Here is an 18,263-nt window from a genome sequence, read left to right as displayed (position 1 = left end):
CTCCTTAACTAGCACTTTCATCAGGAATAACGGCAATTACGTCAATTTCCACCAACCATTGGGGTTGCGCAAGACCAGAAACAACAAGACCCGTTGAAATGGGAAACACACCTTTAAGCCATTTACCAACTTCTTGATAAACAGGCTCCCGATAACGAGGATCAATAATATAGGTTGTTGTTTTAACAATATGCGATAAATCACTGCCTGCTTCTTCTAGCAATTGTTTGATATTTTTCATTGCTTGCTCGGCTTGAGCGCGTGGATCACCCAAGCCTATAAGATTGCCATCAAAATCAGTCCCAACTTGCCCACGCACATAAACAGTATTGCCGGCACGAACTGCTTGACATAAATCATTATCCAAGTTTTGATTTGGGTAAGTTTCCTTAGTATTAAACATACGAATACGGGTGTGAGTTGGCATTTAATGCTCCTAACAAATTGGAAAATAACATTTAAAGATTTTTTTATTTTTGCAAAAATGCTTTATTGCTATGGTTAAAGGCATTAAGCTCGTTGGCTCTTATCCCTATATTGCGTATATTTTTTTCGGTTAGCAATATGATCGGCAACAAATTTGGCGTCATGCCAAACACCCCAGATAAAAGATGATCCGCGCCGCGATAACCATGGTAGGCCAAGGAAATAAATGCCTTCATAATTAGAAACACCACGTTGATGTTTGGGGCGTTGTTGTCCTTGAAATTCGTCAATCTCTACCCAACTATAATCAATTCCATAGCCCGTTGCCCAGATAATTGAGGTAATACCTGCCTCTTTAAGATTTAGCGATAAGATAGGTTTATCCATCTCTGGGGGATTGGGCAAAAATTGCCTTGCTTGCGGCTCTTCAGGTAAATCAAGACCATTGGCTTTGATATAAGCATCGGCAGCATCAAGCAAAGCCAAATAGTTTTCATCACCAAGGCGGATATTTTCATTAAGATTATCCGCAAAAAACACTTCACCATCAGCAAAGGATTTCGTTAAGCCAACCAAAGTAATCCCTTGATGGGCAAGATTACGAAAATCTACCGTATGACCGCCGCGCGCGCCACTTACTGCAATGGTTACATGTTCTTTACCCGGCGCATTAGCAGGGGCATCCCAAAGCCCTAAAACGCCAAGCCACCAGCAAAAATCACGGTTACGATAGGAACGCGGTGGGCGATCATGGGCGCCAATTGAAAGATATACTTTTTTTTCCGCTCTTTGCAATTCATCGGCAATTTGCACACCAGACGAGCCAGCGCCAACCACCAATACCGCACCTTCAGGTAATTGTTGCGGATTATAATAGTCGGCAGAGTGAATTTGATAAAGATCAGAGCCAAGTGGGGCAATAGCTGGAATAATTGGCTTTTGAAAAGGCCCGGTTGCGATAACAATATTTTTCGCTTCAATAACGCCATTGGTAGTCTCTACAGTATAACCATAGCGTCCCTCATTGGGCGTGACACAGGTGACTTCAACACCTGTTTCAATTGGTGCGTTAATTTGGCTGGCATAATCTTCCATATATTGGGCGATATCATCCTTGGGGATAAAAGCATCGGGATCGCCACCCTTAAATTCCATATTAGGAAAACTATCATGCCAAGCAGGACCATTGGCAACCAATGAATCCCAACGTCCGGTGCGCCAAGCTTCGGCAATGCGATTTTTTTCAAGTACGATATGCTCAATATGATTATTGCTTAAATGTTCACTTGCTGCAATTCCTGCCTGTCCTCCACCAATGACAAGCGTATCAATAACCCGCTTTTGTTCAGTCATGTGTTCCTCTCCTATTATTGCTATAACTAGAGAGGTTATAAATTTGCATTCAAAAGGTAAAATATAATAAACCTAGGACGAAGCTAGAAAATACTGAGGTTAGAAATTAGTTTTTCACTGGTTCTCATTGCTGATGAAACAAATAGCATGTTCATTTTTCCGCCAAGCTATACGCCATCAGACCCCGCTACAACTGCAAGGGTCTGCATTGATTAAGTGAAACACATTCTAAATATGATGATTTGTTGAAAAACCTGTCATAACAGGGCGAAATATGAGGAACAAATTTGCTTTTTTCATTTGTTAATGACAAAGTGCGTAACTAAAATTTCATATTGTTGTCAAATTTCGGATTAGTATATGGACGCTGCCAGTTTTATAAATATTATCGGCTTTGGCCCTGAAGGCTGGGGCAAAGTGCTATTATTGGGTGCTTTGTTAACTATTGCTCTTGCCATTTGTGGTTTTTTTCTTGGTGCAGTGATCGGAATTTTGGCAGCTTGGGCAAAATTGTCAGGTGGTCGCATTTTGCGTATCATCGCCGAAACCTATACAACCGTTATTCGTGGTATCCCCGATCTTCTAGTGATCTACCTATTTTATTTTGGCGGCAGCAGTGCTGTCACCGCTATTGGGCGTTATTTTGGATCAGAGGGTTTTATAGGTTTTCCGGGATTTTTAGCCGGCGTCCTTGCTATTGCCATTTGTTCAGGCGCACTTCATACTGAAGTCTTTCGAGGCGCGTATAAAGCAATTCCATCAGGTGAAATTGAAGCCGCAACCGCAAGTGGAATGAGCATTTGGATTAAATTTCGCCGAATTATTGCCCCTTTGGCTTTTCGCTATGCGCTACCAGGTTTTGGCAATGTTTGGCAGGTTGCCCTTAAGGAATCAGCCTTGGTCTCTATTGTTGGTATTATCGATTTGATGCAACAAGCTAAATTTGGTGCGGGCAATACGGGCTTACACTTCCAGTTTTATATAATAGCTGCTGCCATTTATCTTTTAATTTCGACAGTTTCGGGCAGTGCATTACAAATATCTGAACGCATTTTTTCCCGTGGCATGAGGCGTTCACGATGAGCGATAATTTTTACATCGATTCTTTTTTTCAAATCCTATCGGGCGCACCACTCACCTTGCAACTTGCGGCATGGTCGGTATTTTTAGGCATGTTTTTTGCTTTATTGCTAGCAGGTATGCGTCTATCAGGCCTATGGTTTCTTGACTGGACCGCACGGTTTTATATTTTCATTTTCCGCGGGACACCTTTTCTTGTTCAAATTTTCATTATTTATTATGGATTAAGTCAATTTCCCACAATCCGATATTCGTTTTTATGGCCAATTTTACGTGAACCTTATTGGTGCGCAATTATAGCTCTTATGCTCAACCATGCAGCTTACGGTTCTGAAATTATTCGCGGAGGTCTACGCTCTGTATCAGAAAACCAAGTTGAAGCAGCTTTTGCCTGTGGCATGTCACGATTTGCCTGCTTTAGACGGGTGGTTTTACCCTTAGCAATAAGGCAGGCACTTCCTGCTTATGGCAATGAAATTATTCTCATGGTCAAAACAACCTCACTAGCATCTGCAATTACCTTGCTTGAAATTACTGGTATTGCAGGTAAAATCATTGCAGAAACTTATCGCGCGGTTGATGTTTTCATCATTGCTGGCGCAATATATCTTGCAATAAACTTTATTCTAACACGGTGTGTCGCAATGATCGAATACCGTCTAAATGCTCATCAACGACCACCGGTCGAAATAGAATTGAAAGTATTAAATTCATGACCATTGCCGATAATATGAATACAAATGACGCCAATATAATGCCGGCATTGGAAGTGCGTGAACTTCGCAAAACATTTGGCAATCATGAGGTATTAAAAGGCATTTCATTTAAAGCGATGGAAGGCGATGTCATTTCTATTTTAGGCTCATCAGGTTCAGGCAAATCAACGCTGTTGCGCTGCATTAATTTTCTTGAAACCCCTTCTGCCGGTGAAATAATTGTTGCTGGTGAACCAATTAAAATGAAGCATCCGGGCAAGAAAAATTATGGGCCTGCAAGCCGTAAACAGGTCGAGCATATTCGCTCTGAGCTTGGCATGGTATTTCAAAGTTTCAACCTATGGAGCCACCGCACTATTTTAGAAAATGTGATTGAGGCACCAATTTATGTTCAAAAGCGTGATCGCAAGGACTGTATAGCCGAAGCAGAAGCCCTGCTTGAAAAAGTTGGCATTGCCGACAAGCGCAATAATTACCCTTCGCACTTATCGGGTGGGCAACAACAGCGCGCAGCTATTGCCCGTGCACTTGCTATGCGCCCCAAAGTCATGTTGTTTGATGAGCCAACATCCGCCCTTGACCCCGAACTTGTTGGTGAAGTTTTGCGCGTGATGCGTAGCCTTGCCGAAGAAGGCCGTACCATGTTGGTGGTTACCCACGAAATGGGTTTTGCCCGTGATGTTTCAAATCGTGTTTTATTTTTAGAAAAAGGTCATATCGAGGAAGACGGACATCCAGCAGACGTTTTCAAAAATTCGAAATCGGAACGTTTTCGCCAATTTATCAACCATGAGCATCAGCGTAACCATGACTAAATCACTTTCACTTCAAGCAGTGAGGCGCTCTAAATTCTTTGTTTTATCGCATTTTTCAATCTAAAAGCTAATTGAGCTTTTACTCAAAAATGTTTTAGAAAGGCATATTTTATGAAATTAAAAACCGCATTACTCGCAATTGTTGCAGCCATTTCTTTTAATGGGTCACTTGCACAGGCACAAGAAAAGCCAATTACATCTATCCGTATTGGTACTGAAGGCGCATTTCGTCCTTTCAATTTTACCAAGCCAGATGGCAGCCTAGATGGCTATGAAATTGACCTTGGCAATGCCTTATGTGAAAAAATGAAGGTGGAGTGCACCTTTGTTATTCAACCCTTTGACAGTATGATACCCGCGCTTAATGCAGGAAAATTTGATGTCATCATGTCCGGTCTTACCAATACTGCAAAACGGCGTGAAACCATTGATTTTTCACAATCTTATAGCTTAACTCCACAGGTTTTTGCAACCCTTAAGGGCAGTCCTTTAGATCCTTTGCCCCATCAAGGCGAAACTTTGCAATTGGCAAGCGATAAAGAAAACGCCGAAAAAGCCATAGAAGACATCAAGGCTGCCGTTAAAGGCCGTGTTATCGGCGTACAAACCGCGTCATTAGGCCTTTCCTTACTTGATGCCTATTACAAGGATAGCAGCGAAATTCGTGAATATAAAACAACACAACAGCATGATCTTGACCTTAAAGCTGGCCGCGTTGATATGATCGTTGCTTCATTAGGCTATTTTAACGACCTTAAGACCAAGCCTGGTTATGAAGATTTAGTACTTGTTGGACCATATTATAAAGGTGGACTTCTTGGGCAAGGTGCTGGTGTTGGCATGCGCAAAAATTCGCCACAACTACAAGCAATGTTTAATAAAGCAATTGATGAAGCTAAAGCTGATGGCACAATCAAACGCTTATCAGAAAAATGGTTTGGTTTTGATGTAACGCCATAAGTTACAAATAGGGGAACACAATGAAACAAATAATTATAATAATTTCGAGTTTATTTTTGAGCATGGTGAGCATAATTGCCCATGCTCAAAACAAACCCATTACCGAAGTAAAAATCGGCACAGAAGCATCCTTCTATCCCTATAATTTTACTAAGCCTGACGGCACATTAGATGGCTTTGAAATTGAACTTGCGCGTTATCTTTGTGAAAAAATGCAAGTTAAATGCTCTTATGTTGTGCAACCATTTGATAGCATCATTCCCGCTCTTAATGCTGGAAAATTTGATGTCATCATGTCTGGCCTCACCAACACACCGAAAAGAGCGGAAGTTGTTGATTTTACCGCTTCTTACATGGCTGGTCCACAAGTATTTGCAACCATGAAGAATAGCCCACTTGCAAAGCTACCCCATGATGGCGAAAACCTATCCCTAGATGGTGATAAAGCTACTATTGATCAAACCATGAATGATGTAAAAGCTGCGCTAAAAGGGCATGTTATTGGTGTGCAGACAGCATCACTAGCCCAGTCTTTAGCCGCTGCTTATTTCAAAGATGTTGCAACCATCCGCGAATATAAATTGACCGAGCAACATGATCTTGATTTACGCTCTGGCCGGGTTGATGCCCTTATTGCGGCACAAAGCTATTTTCGCGTTTTACAAAAAAAGCCTGGTTTTGAAGATTTAATCATGGTTGGACCTTTTTATAAGGGTGGGATTTTGGGTGAAGGCGCAGGCATCGGACTTAGGAAGAACTCGCCAGAGCTACAGGCAATGTTTAATCAAGCCATTGCACAAGCCATTAAAGAAGGTGTTGTAAAAGAATTAGGCATTAAATGGTTTGGTGTTGATGTAACCCCTTAAGATCAACCTTGAATTAACTACCTCAACTTAAATTATAGTGTTCTAAGCCCACTATACTGCTTTTATAAAAAGGCTTTAGGGCAAGGAATTTAGGAGTATAGAATGAGCAAGAATTCTCTTGATGTATGGGATATTGTTGAATCTAAAGAAGAAGCTTTTTTTGGGCTTAGTGACACGGTCTGGGATCATCCAGAATTGAATTTTAATGAGTTTGTTGCCTGTGACGCTCATGAAGCAATGCTCCACGCTGAGGGCTTTAAAGTTAAGCGTGGCGTTGCAGGATTACCAACCGCCGTTACAGGTGAAGCGGGCGAAGATGGACCTGTTATCGCAATCCTTGGCGAATATGATGCTTTGCCGGATCTTGGGCAGGTTGCTGGCCTTGCTGAAGAAAAGCGGGCAGATAATGGTACCAACGGTCATGGCTGTGGTCATAATCTTCTTGGCTCTGGTTCGATATTAGCGGCAGCAGCAGTCAAGGACTGGCTACAAAAAAATGGCGTAAAAGGGCGTATTCGCTATTATGGTTGCCCCGCTGAAGAAGGTGGCTCGGGCAAAGGTTTCATGGTGCGTGAGGGTCTTTTTGACGATGTTGACGTTGCTATTTGCTGGCACCCAGGACCATTTGCCGGTTTAACCGATCCCATCTCGCTTGCTTGTATGGAAATTATCTTTTCTTTCAAAGGCCGCTCGGCTCATGCGGCGGCCTCCCCTCACCTTGGCCGTTCAGCGCTTGATGCAGTTGAATTGATGAATGTTGGCGTTAATTATATGCGCGAGCATATGCCGTCATCGGCACGTATTCATTATGCAGTTACCAATACTGGCGGCGTTGCACCTAATGTGGTGCAGGCCTATGCTAGCGTGCGCTATTTAATTCGCGCCTTAACCTTGCCAGAAGTTTACGAATTGGTTGAGCGGGTAATTAAAATTGCACAAGGTGCCGCCCTTATGACCGAAACTGAAATGTCGCAAGAAATTGCCAGTGGTGAAGCCAATCTTATTGGCAATACACCGCTTGAAGCTATTATGCAACGAGAATTGGAGCGTCTTGGACCACCGATTTTTGACGAGCAAGATCGTGCAACAGCCAAAGAATTTCAAAAAACATTTAGCGCGCAAGATATTGAAGAATCATTCCAACGCTATGGCGTGCCCTATAAAGCCGACCAAAGTCTTTGTGAAGAAATTTTCAAGCCTTATGCAGGTGAAAGAGGCTTTATTGGCTCAACCGATGTTGGCAGCGTTAGTTGGGTTGTACCAACGGTTCAAATGCGCGGTGCAACTTGCGCTATTGGTACACAATTGCACTCATGGCAAATGACCGCACAAGGAAAATTACCCGTTGCCCATAAAGGCATGGCCCATGCCGCAAAAGCAATGGCGGCGACAGCTTTAGAAATTTTCCGTAATCCTGAGCAAATTGCTGATATGAAAGCCGACCTTAAAAAGCGTCTTAATGGCCACGAATTTGTTAATCCTATGCCAGATTACGTCAAACCAGCTTTGCCAAAAAATAAATAAGCAATTATGTAAAAAGCTCCTTTAAACAAAGGTCGTTTAAGGGAGCTTATCCTCTCAACAAGCGATTAATTGCAATAAAGCAAGACGTTACGCCTTATTTAGCGCTTTAAGCTTTCTTTATCGTTGTTTTAGCCTTATAGATGCAACACAAAGAGCTAATAATCGACCAAGTCATTGGTAAAGCGTCATTAACACATCAAAAAGGTTAATTTACAATGGTACAAAGCAGCAATCTATTACCCTTTTTACCATTTGAAAATGACGCCCTTCACTTAGAACCAAACACATCCTATATTAGTTTTGGTTTTGATCAGTGCCCACCGACAGAATGGCAGAACCATTTAGATAATATTCAAACATGGCGTCCAAGCTATTTAAGATTAAAGCATGGCGGTTTTAACTGCCAAAGCAAGCTGCTAGATAGCAAAATTTATGATGGCGGTTTTTTAATACTGTCCAAGCATAAGCGGCGCAACCAACAGTATTTTTTACAATTGCTTCAAGTGGTTAAGCCGCAAGGTAAAATCATCATTTGCGGCGACAAAAATCTTGGCGTGCAATCAATGCGCAAATGGGTTAGCCAATTATATGATATTGAGGGAAATCTAGCCAAATATCATGGTCAATGTTTTTGGTTTACCCGTCCCGATACGCTATCATTGAACAAGATCGAAACAACCCATATACAATCCATTACTTTTAACGACCAATTTATGACAATGCCTGGTATGTTTTCCCATGGGCGCATTGACCCTGGCTCACAATTGCTAATAAATACCATAGAACATGATATCAAAGGTGATGTGGCTGATTTTGGCGCAGGTTGGGGTTTCATTGCAGCTAAATTATTAGAAAAATTCCCAAAGATTTCACAGCTTGATTTATTTGAAGCTGATTTGGATGCTTTGGAGGCTGCCAAAGGCAATATTGTTGCACAAGCTGAATCACGCAATGTCAATTATTATTGGTATGACTTATTAACTGAAAAGCCTGAAATTTCTTATGATTGGATTATTAGTAATCCGCCATTTCATGAAGGACGGGCTAGCGATAGTAGCATTGGGCAGAATTTTATTGCACGCGCCTTTGACGCGTTAAAGCCTAAAGGGCAGTTAATGCTGGTTGCCAATAAACAATTACCTTATGAAAAATTGCTCAGTGAAAAATTTAGCGTTGTTGAAAAGCGCCTTGAGCAACAAGGGTTTAAAATAATCTATGCAAAGAAATAAAATGAAAGTTTTATTATCCTTAGATAATTTGCAAAGTTCGCTAAAAAAAAGCTAAATTTGACCATCAAAATATATCGATTTACTGAGCAACGAATACATGTTATCATATTGTTAACATTGAATTATTAAGTCAGGTATTTATGTCTACACTCGTTAACGAACAGAGCATATCAGATAGCGAATTAACTAACCTTTTCATTAATAATGAAATTTTTGATAAAATAACAAATTATCTAGGCCGATTTAATCCGATAAAAGTGATGCGGATGGAAGGAATGGAAATTCGCCATTCGGCTATATTAGCATGGTTGCTAGACCCCAAGGAATCCCATGGTTTAGGTGATAACTTCCTCAAAGCCTTCCTAGCAGAGGCATTACGCGAAAATAAACTCACTTCGAGCATCAATGCTTTTCAAATTAAAAAAGCCGATTTGCGTGATGCCCAAGTTCGAAGAGAATGGCATCATATTGATATATTTATCGTATCCCCCCAAAATAATTGGGCTTTTATTATAGAAAATAAATTTTTTAGCAAGCAATATAATGGTCAATTAAAAAAATATAAAAACAATATTATTGAATTATTTCAAGCTCAAAAGAGTATAAAAAATAATAGCCAAGAACCAATATTAAGCGGTATTTTTTTAACGCTCTATGAAGAAGCACCCGAAGATAACACTTATACGTCTATACGTTACGAGCAAATAGTATGTTTTTTAAGGTTTTATATCGAACAAGAACATTATTGGATGTCTAATGAAGTAACAACATTTCTTAAACATTATATCGAAATTATTGAGGAAGCGGCTGGAATGAACACAGATGAAATCGAAATGCAAGCTCTTGCACGCCAACTTTATAGAGACCATAAAAAGACGATTGACTTTATTGTTGAACATGGATCAACAACGAACTTTCTAAACGCTGTTTGTGAACTTGTAAAAAGCCATCCTGTTACTTTTAATGAATATAAGATAGAAGAAACTTCTTATATTGCCGGGTATATTCAAGCTAATATGTTTAGTTTTTTACCAAAAGCTTGGTACACAAACACTAATGACGATTCTATTCTTAAAAAAGGTTGTGAACAATGGTGGATGGGATATCCATTAATTGTTTGGCTACGACTTTGGCCACATGATGATGCCGAAAATGGGACTCTCAGTCTTTATGCAGAAGTTGGTCCAATCAATAATTATGATGCTAGGCTAAATTTGATAGAAAAAATTGAGAATATAGGGTCTAAAAATATTGCTTTCCAAAAAAAAGCCAAAGAGAAAGGCACTCTATATTCTAAGTTCTTAAAAAATAATTCAATCAGTATAAAAGATATTTATGACACTGATGAGTTAAATAAAGGGATAACTAATTTGTTAAACCGTTTTACAAATGACTTTGAAAAAATTGGCGAAATATTGCATGAAATTAGGACCTCAAACATTAGCAATAAATAGATTTTTGCTAACAAAATAATATTTTAATTTTTGAATTAATAAAAGCTATTTTGCCATATATGCGCTTAAAAATTTACTGGAACGTGTCATGAAAATTGAAACAGCAATGATATTGGCAGCGGGGCTTGGTACACGTATGCGACCATTGACTCTTACGACGCCAAAACCCTTGGTAGAAATATGTGGCAAACCGATGCTGTTGCGCAATTTGCAGATATTGCAAAATGCAGGCATTAAAAAAGTCGTTGTCAATATTCATTATCTTGGCGAAAAAATTGCTGATTATATCGCACAGCAAAAATTTGATGATATGGACATCATTATTTCCGATGAACGCGAACAATTGCTTGATTCAGCTGGGGGCATTATTAAAGCATTGCCATTACTAGGCGATGAACCATTTTTTGTGCTGAACTCGGATTCATTTTGGGTTGACTATAACCAATCAAATATTTTACGCCTAGCTGATTTTTTTGATAGTGACAAAATGGATATGGCGATGTTGGTTGTGCCGCGCCTTACCGCACCAGGGAATGAGCGAGGCGATTTTTTAATCGATGATGATGGTAAACTTAGCCGCGCGCCTGCTTTTGTTGATAATTCGGTTATTTATCCCGGTTGCTTTATTCTTAATCCCCAAATATTGGATAGAGATAATCTTGAACCCCATTCATTAAATCATTATTTTGATAAGGCGATTGCCAATCATCGGCTTTATGGACTACCACTTGTTGGCGATTGGTATACGGCTGGCACGATGGATATGATCGATGTGGTTGAAGATTTGATGAAAAGCCGGCATCAAGATTAAATGTCACCACTATGCCATAGGCAATAGTTTGCTTGTTTTGCATGGATATTCATGCAAAACTAATGCATTATTTTATAAAGTTTAAAGGTGAAGATATGCGAAAGCCGAGGCTTTTTTCAATTGCGTCTGGTGTGCCATTTCTTCCAACCTTGGTTGATGCCTTAACCAATGGCACATTGCTTGACGGCCATAAGATTGACGATCCGCTAAGCCTTGCCAATGTTACCATTTATGTGCCAACGCGCCGTGCCGGTCGTGCGCTTCGTGCCGCTTTTGTCGAAAAAAATAAAACTACAGCTAGTTTTTTACCGATTATCCGCCCACTGGGTGATGTTGATGACGATGGGCCTTTATCGCTTTTATCAGGCGAAGACATATTGGAAAAAGCGCCGCCTATTTCTACCATTGAACGGCAATTATTATTAGCGCGGCTTATTCGTCCATGGCGTGAAAATCTACCGCAGCATTTGCGGCAATTATTCGGCCGTGAAGATATTACTATTCCAGCCAATACTGCTGATGCTATCTGGTTTGCAGGTGATCTTGCTAAATTGATGGATCAAGTGGAAACTGATGAAGCAGATTGGGCAGGCCTTAAAGATATTTGTCCCGACCTTGTTGCCGAATGGTGGCAAGTAACGCTTGATTTTTTACGCATTGTCACCGCAAGCTGGCCTGAAATTTTGAAAGAACGCGGTCAGTCCAATCCTGCGTGGTGGCGCAATCAAATGATCCGCGAACATGCTTTAAGCCTTAAAAATAATCCACCAAAAGGCCCCGTTATAGCGGCAGGGTCAACGGGCTCTATTCCAGCCGCGGCAGAGCTTTTGAAAGTCATTGCCCATTTGCCAAATGGTGCGGTGGTTTTACCGGGGCTTGATCGCGATCTTGATGACAAAAGTTGGAATTCTTTAAGTGATACCATTTCCGATCCATCAATTTTTGGTAATCCACAATATGGTTTGAATTTACTATTGCAAAAAATTGGCGCATTGCGTGATAGCGTTGAGCATATTGGTGATATAAGCCCCGACAAACGCGCAAGAGAATTTATTGTTGCACAAGCCTTTCGCCCTGCTGCGACCACCGACCAGTGGTCAAAACTCAACTTAAAATTGGTTGAAGAAGCTTTTGCTAATTTCTCACTTGTTGAAACCGCAAGCGAGCGTGAAGAAGCGGTTACCATTGCCGTTGCTTTGCGTGATGCCATCCATGAGCCCGATAAAACTGCGGCCTTTGTAACTGGCGACAGAAATCTTGCCCGCCGTGTTGCGGCAGAATTAAAACGCTTTGGCATTTATGCTGATGATTCTGGCGGCAAGCCATTAAGTGAAACGGAACCTGCCGCGCTCATTCGTTTATTGTTGGATTGTGTTTTTTCTCCCGGTGATCCGGTGGCATTTTTGTCATTGTTGAAGCATCCATTAACGCGGCTAGGTAAACCACGCCATCAATTACGCCGCTTAGTTGAGCGTTTTGAGCTTTTTGCCCTGCGTGGCGGTACGGGGCGCATATCTTTGGCCAATTGCCCTGCTTTTATTGCCGAACGCTTGCTTAAAATGACCGAGCTGGATAGCCATAATTTTGATCGGATTGATCCCCTATTAATTGAAGAAGCGCAAAGCTTTGCTGGTCTTTTGATGGAAGCTGCAAAACCACTTGCTGATTTTGCCAAGATGGAAGGTGAAGTCACCATCTTACAAGCAGTGGAAGCAACCATTGCCAGTTTTGAAAATTTCGGCCGTGATGAAGATGGAACGATTGAAAAACTATATGATCGCGAAGCTGGGCAAGGTCTTATCAGTTTTATGCAAGAATTGGTGGCTGACCGCTCGGGTCTTACATTTCAAGCGGCGGAGTGGCCAGAAGTTTTTGCGGCAATTGGTGCAACAATCAGTGTGCGTATGTTACAAGGTGGCCACCCACGGCTTTATATTTGGGGTGCGTTAGAATCGCGCTTGCAAAATGTCGATACAATGGTGATTGGTGGCCTTAATGAAGGTGTGTGGCCGGGTTCTACCCGTAATGACCCTTTCATGTCGCGGCCGATGAAAGCCACTATTGCCCTTGATCCGCCAGAGCGCAGCACTGGTATTGCCGCCCATGATTTTCAAATGATCCTTGGTAGCGAGCGGGTAATTATGACCCGTTCAGTCAAATTGGATAATGCACCATCTGTGCCATCACGCTGGTTGCAGCGGCTTGAAACGGTGATAGGCCAAGCCGATATGATTAAACTGCGCGAGCGCGGTGCCAAATATCTTTATTGGGCAAGAAAGCTTGATGAAGCCGATGACGTGCCGTTTATTGAGCGTCCTAATCCAAAACCTTTATTAAAATTACGGCCCAAGCATTTTTCAGTGACTGAAGTGGAAACGCTGCGCCGCGATCCTTATGCGATTTATGCCAAGAAAATTTTACGGCTAAAACCCCTTGATCCGCTTATTCGCGACCCATCGGTCGCAGAACGCGGTACGCTTTATCACGCCATTGTTGCAAGTTTTAGCGAACATGTACCAGTGCTTGATAGTGAATTAATGATCAATATGCTGAGTGATATTGCCCGCGAAGAATTTGATAAAATGCAATTACCGCTTGATGTTGAAGCAATTTGGTGGCCGCGTTTTCGTATGTTAATGCCGCAGCTTATTGCGTTTGAACAAAATTTATCACCGCGCAAGCGCTTACCGGAAATTAAAGCGCGTGCGGTTGAGATTAATGGAAGCGGCATTAGCCTTTCAGGACGCGCCGACCGTATTGATATGCTAGATGATGGCGGCGCAGAAATCTTAGATTTTAAAACAGGCTCCACTCCGTCAATCAAACAAGCCGCAACCCTTATGGCACCGCAATTAGCTCTTGAAGGGGCATTATTGCGGCGCGGTGCTTTTAGTGAATGTGAAAAAGACAGCGCACCAACTGATCTTATTTATGTGCGCTTAACCGGCAAAGGCGAAGTGGAAGCGCAAACTATTTTAAAAGATGGTGATAAAACAGCCATGGAACTATCTGAGCTTGCATGGCAGCGATTGCATCAATTGGTCTCGCTCTATTTGGATGAAAACCAAGGCTATTTATCGCGGGCTATGCCACCATTGGTTAATTATGTTGGTGACTATGATCATCTTGCCCGCATTTGGGAATGGTCTGCAAGCGGCGATAGCAGCGTAGACACCGATGATTTGGGGAGTTAAGCCATGAAAGCAACAAGTAAAATTTCCGGCAAAATCCCCACCAAAGCCTTGGAGGCCCAAGCGCAATCATCTGATCCCAATACCAGTGTATGGGTGTCGGCCAATGCAGGGTCTGGTAAAACCCATGTTTTGACAGAGCGTGTCATTCGTATCTTGCTTACTGGAACACCGCCATCGCGCATATTATGTCTTACTTATACTAAGGCGGCGGCGGCGGTAATGCAAACGCGTATATTTTCGCGCCTATCACAGTGGACGCGTATTAGCGACGAGGAACTTGGCGAAGCACTACAAAAATTAGAGCATAAAAAGCCAGATACATTGCGCATAACTGCCGCACGAAAATTATTTGCCCATGCGCTTGAAACACCAGGCGGCTTAAAAATACAAACCATTCACGCTTTTTGTGAAGCACTTTTGCATCAATTTCCCGTTGAAGCCAATATTGCTGGTCATTTTGAAATGATTGATGATATGCGGCAAATCGCCCTTATTGGCGAAGCAAAGCGCCTTATCCTTGAAACTGCCTATAAGCGTGATGATGAAGAATTAAGCCAAGCTTTTGATCTGATTCTATCAACGGTGGGTGAATTTGGGCTAGATCGCTTATTAAGTGAAGCTATTTATAAACGCCAATCCTTAAGCGAACCACTTTTACGTTGGCGTGAACAAGGAGTTGAGTTTTTTCGCAGAATTTTTGGGGTTAAAGCCAGCGATAATCCTGAAAATTTAAGCTATGCTTTAAAAGAAGCCGCTCTTTATTCGCCCGACCGCATTGCTTTGTTTTTAAGTGCTGGCGGCAGCAATATGAAAAAATTTTGCGATCGCATCGAGGCTTTGGCCACAGAGGCCAATTGGCGAAATTTTAAAGATCTCGCTCATGATATTTATTTTACAGGCCAAGGTAAGGCACGTAGCCCAAAAACAATTTTTACTAAAGCCGTACAAGCTGTCGCACCAGATGCAATCGATGAGTTTGGCGAAAAGCATGACCATGTTTTACAACTTATCGATGCCATTTGCGCGGTTGATCTGGTGAGACTTAATCAAGCGGCCTATGTGCTGGTGGACGCATTAAACAGCCTATATAACAGCCTTAAAAAGCGCCGTGGCTTTTTGGATTTTGACGACCTTATCCATAAAACCGTAGCAATGCTTAAACGCAAAGGTGCAGGCGAATGGGTACAATATAAGCTTGATCGCGGTATTGACCATATTTTGGTTGATGAAGCGCAAGATACGAGCCCCGCACAATGGCAAATAATTCGGCTATTATCAGAAGAGTTTTTTTCTGGCACAACTGCCCGCAATGAACGGCGCACCTTGTTTGCGGTGGGTGATGAGAAGCAATCCATCTATTCTTTCCAAGGGGCAATACCTGAAGACTTTGCCCAAAATGGCCGTGCGGTTGAAAAGCGCGCCCTTGCTGCCAAGCTTGGTTTTAAAAAATTGCGGCTCGATTTTTCTTTCCGCTCAACTGCGGATGTTTTAAACGCGGTTGATCATGTTTTTGAGCATCCACAAAATTATCAAGGCTTAAGTGCTGAAAATGAAAAGACCATTCATGAGCCAGTGCGAAAAGATGAACCGGGCGAGGTTGATGTTTGGGAAGCCTTAACGCCTGATGAGGTAAGTGAGCCGGAAGATTGGCGCGAGCCGGTCGATCAATTGGCGGCTCCCGCTATTAAATTAGCGCGGCAAATGGCTTTAACCATCAAGCATTGGCTTGATAATGGCGAGGTGATTGCTGGCAAAAATCGCTTGATTACACCGCGTGATATTATGGTCTTAGTGCGTAAACGCGACCAATTTGTTCATGCCCTTTCACGTGAACTTAAAAACCTGCATATCGCCGTTGCAGGGGCTGATCGTTTGCGCCTTGCTGATCATATTGCCGTTCGTGATCTTGTTGCCTTGGGGCGGTTCGTTTTACAACCCTATGATGATTTATCATTGGCGGCAGTGTTAAAAAGTCCAATTTTTGGATTGAATGAAAATGATCTTTTAAAAATTGCAGCAGAACGCAGTGACCTACTCTATCGCGCATTAGAACAGCAAGCGGGTAATGACCCCAAATATCAACATGCCTATGATTTATTGGAAGAATTGCGCGGCCTTGCTGACATTACTCCAGTTTATGAATTTTATAGCCGTATTTTAAGTGAGCATCATGGGCGACGTGATATTTTAGCCCGTCTTGGCAATGAAGCCAGTGATGTGCTGGATGCATTTATGGATTATACGCTTGCGGTGCAAAAAACCGGACTTCCCGGCTTGCAAGCATTTTTGGAAACCTTAGCTGAGGCACAGCCCGAAATTAAGCGTGAAATGGACCAAAGCCGCAATGAAGTACGTATTATGACGGTACATGCGGCCAAGGGTTTAGAAGCAGCAGTGGTTTTCCTTGTTGATTCTGGCAGCCGTATTTGGAACAGCCAGCACGAGCCAAAATTGATCGAGGTGGATAGCACAGCCAAAGGGCAAACAATCGAGCCGGTTTTATTATGGCAGCCATCAAGTGATTATAAAACCGCTTTAATTGGCGAAGCAATTGACGGACTTAAACAACGGGCGGCGGAAGAATATCGCCGTTTGCTTTATGTTGGCATGACAAGAGCTGAAGACCGCCTGATTGTTTGTGGCTATAAAAGTAACCGCCCAACCACAGGCACATGGCTTGATCTTGTAAAAGATGCCTTGCAAAATGAAATGGTAGAAATATCCTCGCCCGTTGACGGGATAACCGCCTATCGCTATCAAATAACGCCGCCGCAGCTTGGCATGTATAATAAAGAAAAAGTGGTGGAGGAAGTTATACAGCATTTTGATATGCCCAATTATCTTTTGCAACGCGCACCAGCAGAACAAGGCTTGCCGCGCCCATTGTCACCATCAAAAGCCAGTATTTTGATTGAAGATGCTCCCAATATCGACCCTCATGGCATGAGCATTTCACCAATCTTTCAAAAAACTGAGCAAAGCCAAGTACCAACGAGCTTAGAGCGTGGAACACTTATCCATAGTCTATTGCAATATTTACCTGATGTTGCAGAGGATAAAAGGCGCGCACTCACGCAAAATTATCTTGCTAAACAAGCAGGCCATTTTGACGAAAAGTCACGGCAACAAATGCAAAAAATGATTTTCGATGTGTTGGATAATCCACAATTCAAGCTGCTTTTTTCTAAGCAAAGCCAAGCAGAAGTTGCGTTAATGGGGGTTGTTGATGTGCGCGGTAAACAACGTCCTGTATCGGGCCAGATTGATCGTTTAGTGGTTGATGACGCACATGTTCTTTTTGCTGACTTTAAAACTGGCCAAGTACCAGAAAGCATGAATGAAGTGCCAGATGGATATATTTTACAAATGGCGCTTTATCGTAAATTACTCGGTGAAATTTATCCCAATAAGCAGTTTAAAGGCTTACTCATCTATACAAATGGCCCTGTTGTTTTTGAAATGAATGAAACGCAAATGCGCGATTTAGTTGAAAGCTTGTAACCAACAAAAATTTAAAGTGGTTTTATAAAGCTAAAATATACTACCGCTTAACCTATCTAAAACTATGAATTTTATGCCCGATCATTTTTAAATAGCAAGTCGATGATGCGCCGTCATCGGCTTAGTTTTTGGTGGCTGTCTATTTGGTTTAATAGCCGTTGTTACAAACAATGGAATAGCTAAAAGAAGGCACACTTTGCCGTGTCTTATTCTATCTATTAGATCTATTGCAAATCATCTGCAGTTTAGAAACGATAAAAACTATACATGCTTTAGTTTTTTTCTAATTTCCTTATTTTCCAACTGAAATATATTAAAACCAATCGCAATTATA

The 18,263-nt window shown here is 41.9% G+C and carries 13 protein-coding genes; 11 read left to right on the top strand and 2 right to left on the bottom strand.

What is annotated here, in order from left to right:
• Positions 1-4: 4 nt before the first annotated feature.
• Positions 5-427, bottom strand: coding sequence for a RidA family protein (locus N6A79_RS00870; protein WP_182418468.1), 423 nt, complete (start codon positions 425-427; stop codon positions 5-7).
• Between the two features lie 83 nt (positions 428-510).
• Complete coding sequence (locus N6A79_RS00865; protein WP_268546617.1) at positions 511-1,779, bottom strand: flavin-containing monooxygenase; 1,269 nt, start codon at positions 1,777-1,779, stop codon at positions 511-513.
• A gap of 360 nt (positions 1,780-2,139) precedes the next feature.
• On the opposite strand from N6A79_RS00865, the gene N6A79_RS00860 reads away from it, so the two are divergent.
• From N6A79_RS00860 to addA, 11 genes are all read left to right on the top strand, one after another.
• Positions 2,140-2,862: an ABC transporter permease gene (locus N6A79_RS00860; RefSeq protein ID WP_268546616.1), complete on the top strand. Its 723-nt coding sequence runs from the start codon at positions 2,140-2,142 to the stop codon at positions 2,860-2,862.
• Positions 2,859-3,575 (top strand): ABC transporter permease, encoded by a 717-nt coding sequence (locus tag N6A79_RS00855; RefSeq protein WP_268546615.1) that lies wholly within the window; start codon positions 2,859-2,861, stop codon positions 3,573-3,575. Before N6A79_RS00860 ends, N6A79_RS00855 begins: the two co-directional genes overlap by 4 nt.
• Positions 3,572-4,390 carry an ABC transporter ATP-binding protein gene (locus N6A79_RS00850; RefSeq protein ID WP_326848744.1) on the top strand — a complete coding sequence of 273 codons (819 nt, stop codon included), beginning with the start codon at positions 3,572-3,574 and terminating at the stop codon, positions 4,388-4,390. Before N6A79_RS00855 ends, N6A79_RS00850 begins: the two co-directional genes overlap by 4 nt.
• Positions 4,391-4,501: 111 nt before the next feature.
• Positions 4,502-5,350 (top strand): transporter substrate-binding domain-containing protein, encoded by an 849-nt coding sequence (locus N6A79_RS00845; protein WP_268546614.1) that lies wholly within the window; start codon positions 4,502-4,504, stop codon positions 5,348-5,350.
• A gap of 20 nt (positions 5,351-5,370) precedes the next feature.
• Positions 5,371-6,216, top strand: coding sequence for a transporter substrate-binding domain-containing protein (locus N6A79_RS00840; protein WP_262079470.1), 846 nt, complete (start codon positions 5,371-5,373; stop codon positions 6,214-6,216).
• 102 nt (positions 6,217-6,318) lie between these two features.
• Complete coding sequence (locus tag N6A79_RS00835) at positions 6,319-7,740, top strand: M20 family metallopeptidase (RefSeq protein WP_268546613.1); 1,422 nt, start codon at positions 6,319-6,321, stop codon at positions 7,738-7,740.
• Between the two features lie 215 nt (positions 7,741-7,955).
• The gene (locus N6A79_RS00830; RefSeq protein WP_268546612.1) at positions 7,956-8,969 is read left to right on the top strand and encodes a class I SAM-dependent methyltransferase; all 1,014 of its coding nucleotides are present in this window, start codon (positions 7,956-7,958) and stop codon (positions 8,967-8,969) included.
• Positions 8,970-9,109: 140 nt separating this feature from the next.
• Entirely contained in the window at positions 9,110-10,423 is a 1,314-nt protein-coding gene (locus N6A79_RS00825) for a PDDEXK-like family protein (RefSeq protein WP_268546611.1), read from the top strand.
• An 88-nt stretch (positions 10,424-10,511) separates the two neighbouring features.
• Positions 10,512-11,234 carry a nucleotidyltransferase family protein gene (locus N6A79_RS00820; protein WP_326848743.1) on the top strand — a complete coding sequence of 241 codons (723 nt, stop codon included), beginning with the start codon at positions 10,512-10,514 and terminating at the stop codon, positions 11,232-11,234.
• 95 nt (positions 11,235-11,329) lie between these two features.
• Positions 11,330-14,428 (top strand): double-strand break repair protein AddB, encoded by a 3,099-nt coding sequence (gene addB, locus N6A79_RS00815; RefSeq protein ID WP_268546610.1) that lies wholly within the window; start codon positions 11,330-11,332, stop codon positions 14,426-14,428.
• A 3-nt stretch (positions 14,429-14,431) separates the two neighbouring features.
• The gene (addA, locus tag N6A79_RS00810; RefSeq protein WP_268546609.1) at positions 14,432-17,929 is read left to right on the top strand and encodes a double-strand break repair helicase AddA; all 3,498 of its coding nucleotides are present in this window, start codon (positions 14,432-14,434) and stop codon (positions 17,927-17,929) included.
• Positions 17,930-18,263: the final 334 nt, after the last annotated feature.

The organism is Bartonella sp. HY761 (genome assembly GCF_026743145.1).
Taxonomy (GTDB): Bacteria; Pseudomonadota; Alphaproteobacteria; order Rhizobiales; family Rhizobiaceae; genus HY038.
Note: the sequence above shows the minus strand (reverse complement) of the source record. Positions and strands in the feature narration are given on the sequence as shown.

Excerpts from the sequence above, each read along its gene's own strand:
- N6A79_RS00820 (WP_326848743.1), top strand. The coding sequence starts at position 10,512 with ATGAAAATTGAAACAGCAATGATATTGGCAGCGGGGCTTGGTACACGT.
- N6A79_RS00835 (WP_268546613.1), top strand. The coding sequence starts at position 6,319 with ATGAGCAAGAATTCTCTTGATGTATGGGATATTGTTGAATCTAAAGAA.
- addA (WP_268546609.1), top strand. The coding sequence starts at position 14,432 with ATGAAAGCAACAAGTAAAATTTCCGGCAAAATCCCCACCAAAGCCTTG.
- addB (WP_268546610.1), top strand. The coding sequence starts at position 11,330 with ATGCGAAAGCCGAGGCTTTTTTCAATTGCGTCTGGTGTGCCATTTCTT.
- N6A79_RS00860 (WP_268546616.1), top strand. The coding sequence starts at position 2,140 with ATGGACGCTGCCAGTTTTATAAATATTATCGGCTTTGGCCCTGAAGGC.
- N6A79_RS00845 (WP_268546614.1), top strand. The coding sequence starts at position 4,502 with ATGAAATTAAAAACCGCATTACTCGCAATTGTTGCAGCCATTTCTTTT.
- N6A79_RS00870 (WP_182418468.1), bottom strand. The coding sequence starts at position 427 with ATGCCAACTCACACCCGTATTCGTATGTTTAATACTAAGGAAACTTAC.
- N6A79_RS00855 (WP_268546615.1), top strand. The coding sequence starts at position 2,859 with ATGAGCGATAATTTTTACATCGATTCTTTTTTTCAAATCCTATCGGGC.
- N6A79_RS00865 (WP_268546617.1), bottom strand. The coding sequence starts at position 1,779 with ATGACTGAACAAAAGCGGGTTATTGATACGCTTGTCATTGGTGGAGGA.
- N6A79_RS00825 (WP_268546611.1), top strand. The coding sequence starts at position 9,110 with ATGTCTACACTCGTTAACGAACAGAGCATATCAGATAGCGAATTAACT.
- N6A79_RS00850 (WP_326848744.1), top strand. The coding sequence starts at position 3,572 with ATGACCATTGCCGATAATATGAATACAAATGACGCCAATATAATGCCG.
- N6A79_RS00830 (WP_268546612.1), top strand. The coding sequence starts at position 7,956 with ATGGTACAAAGCAGCAATCTATTACCCTTTTTACCATTTGAAAATGAC.
- N6A79_RS00840 (WP_262079470.1), top strand. The coding sequence starts at position 5,371 with ATGAAACAAATAATTATAATAATTTCGAGTTTATTTTTGAGCATGGTG.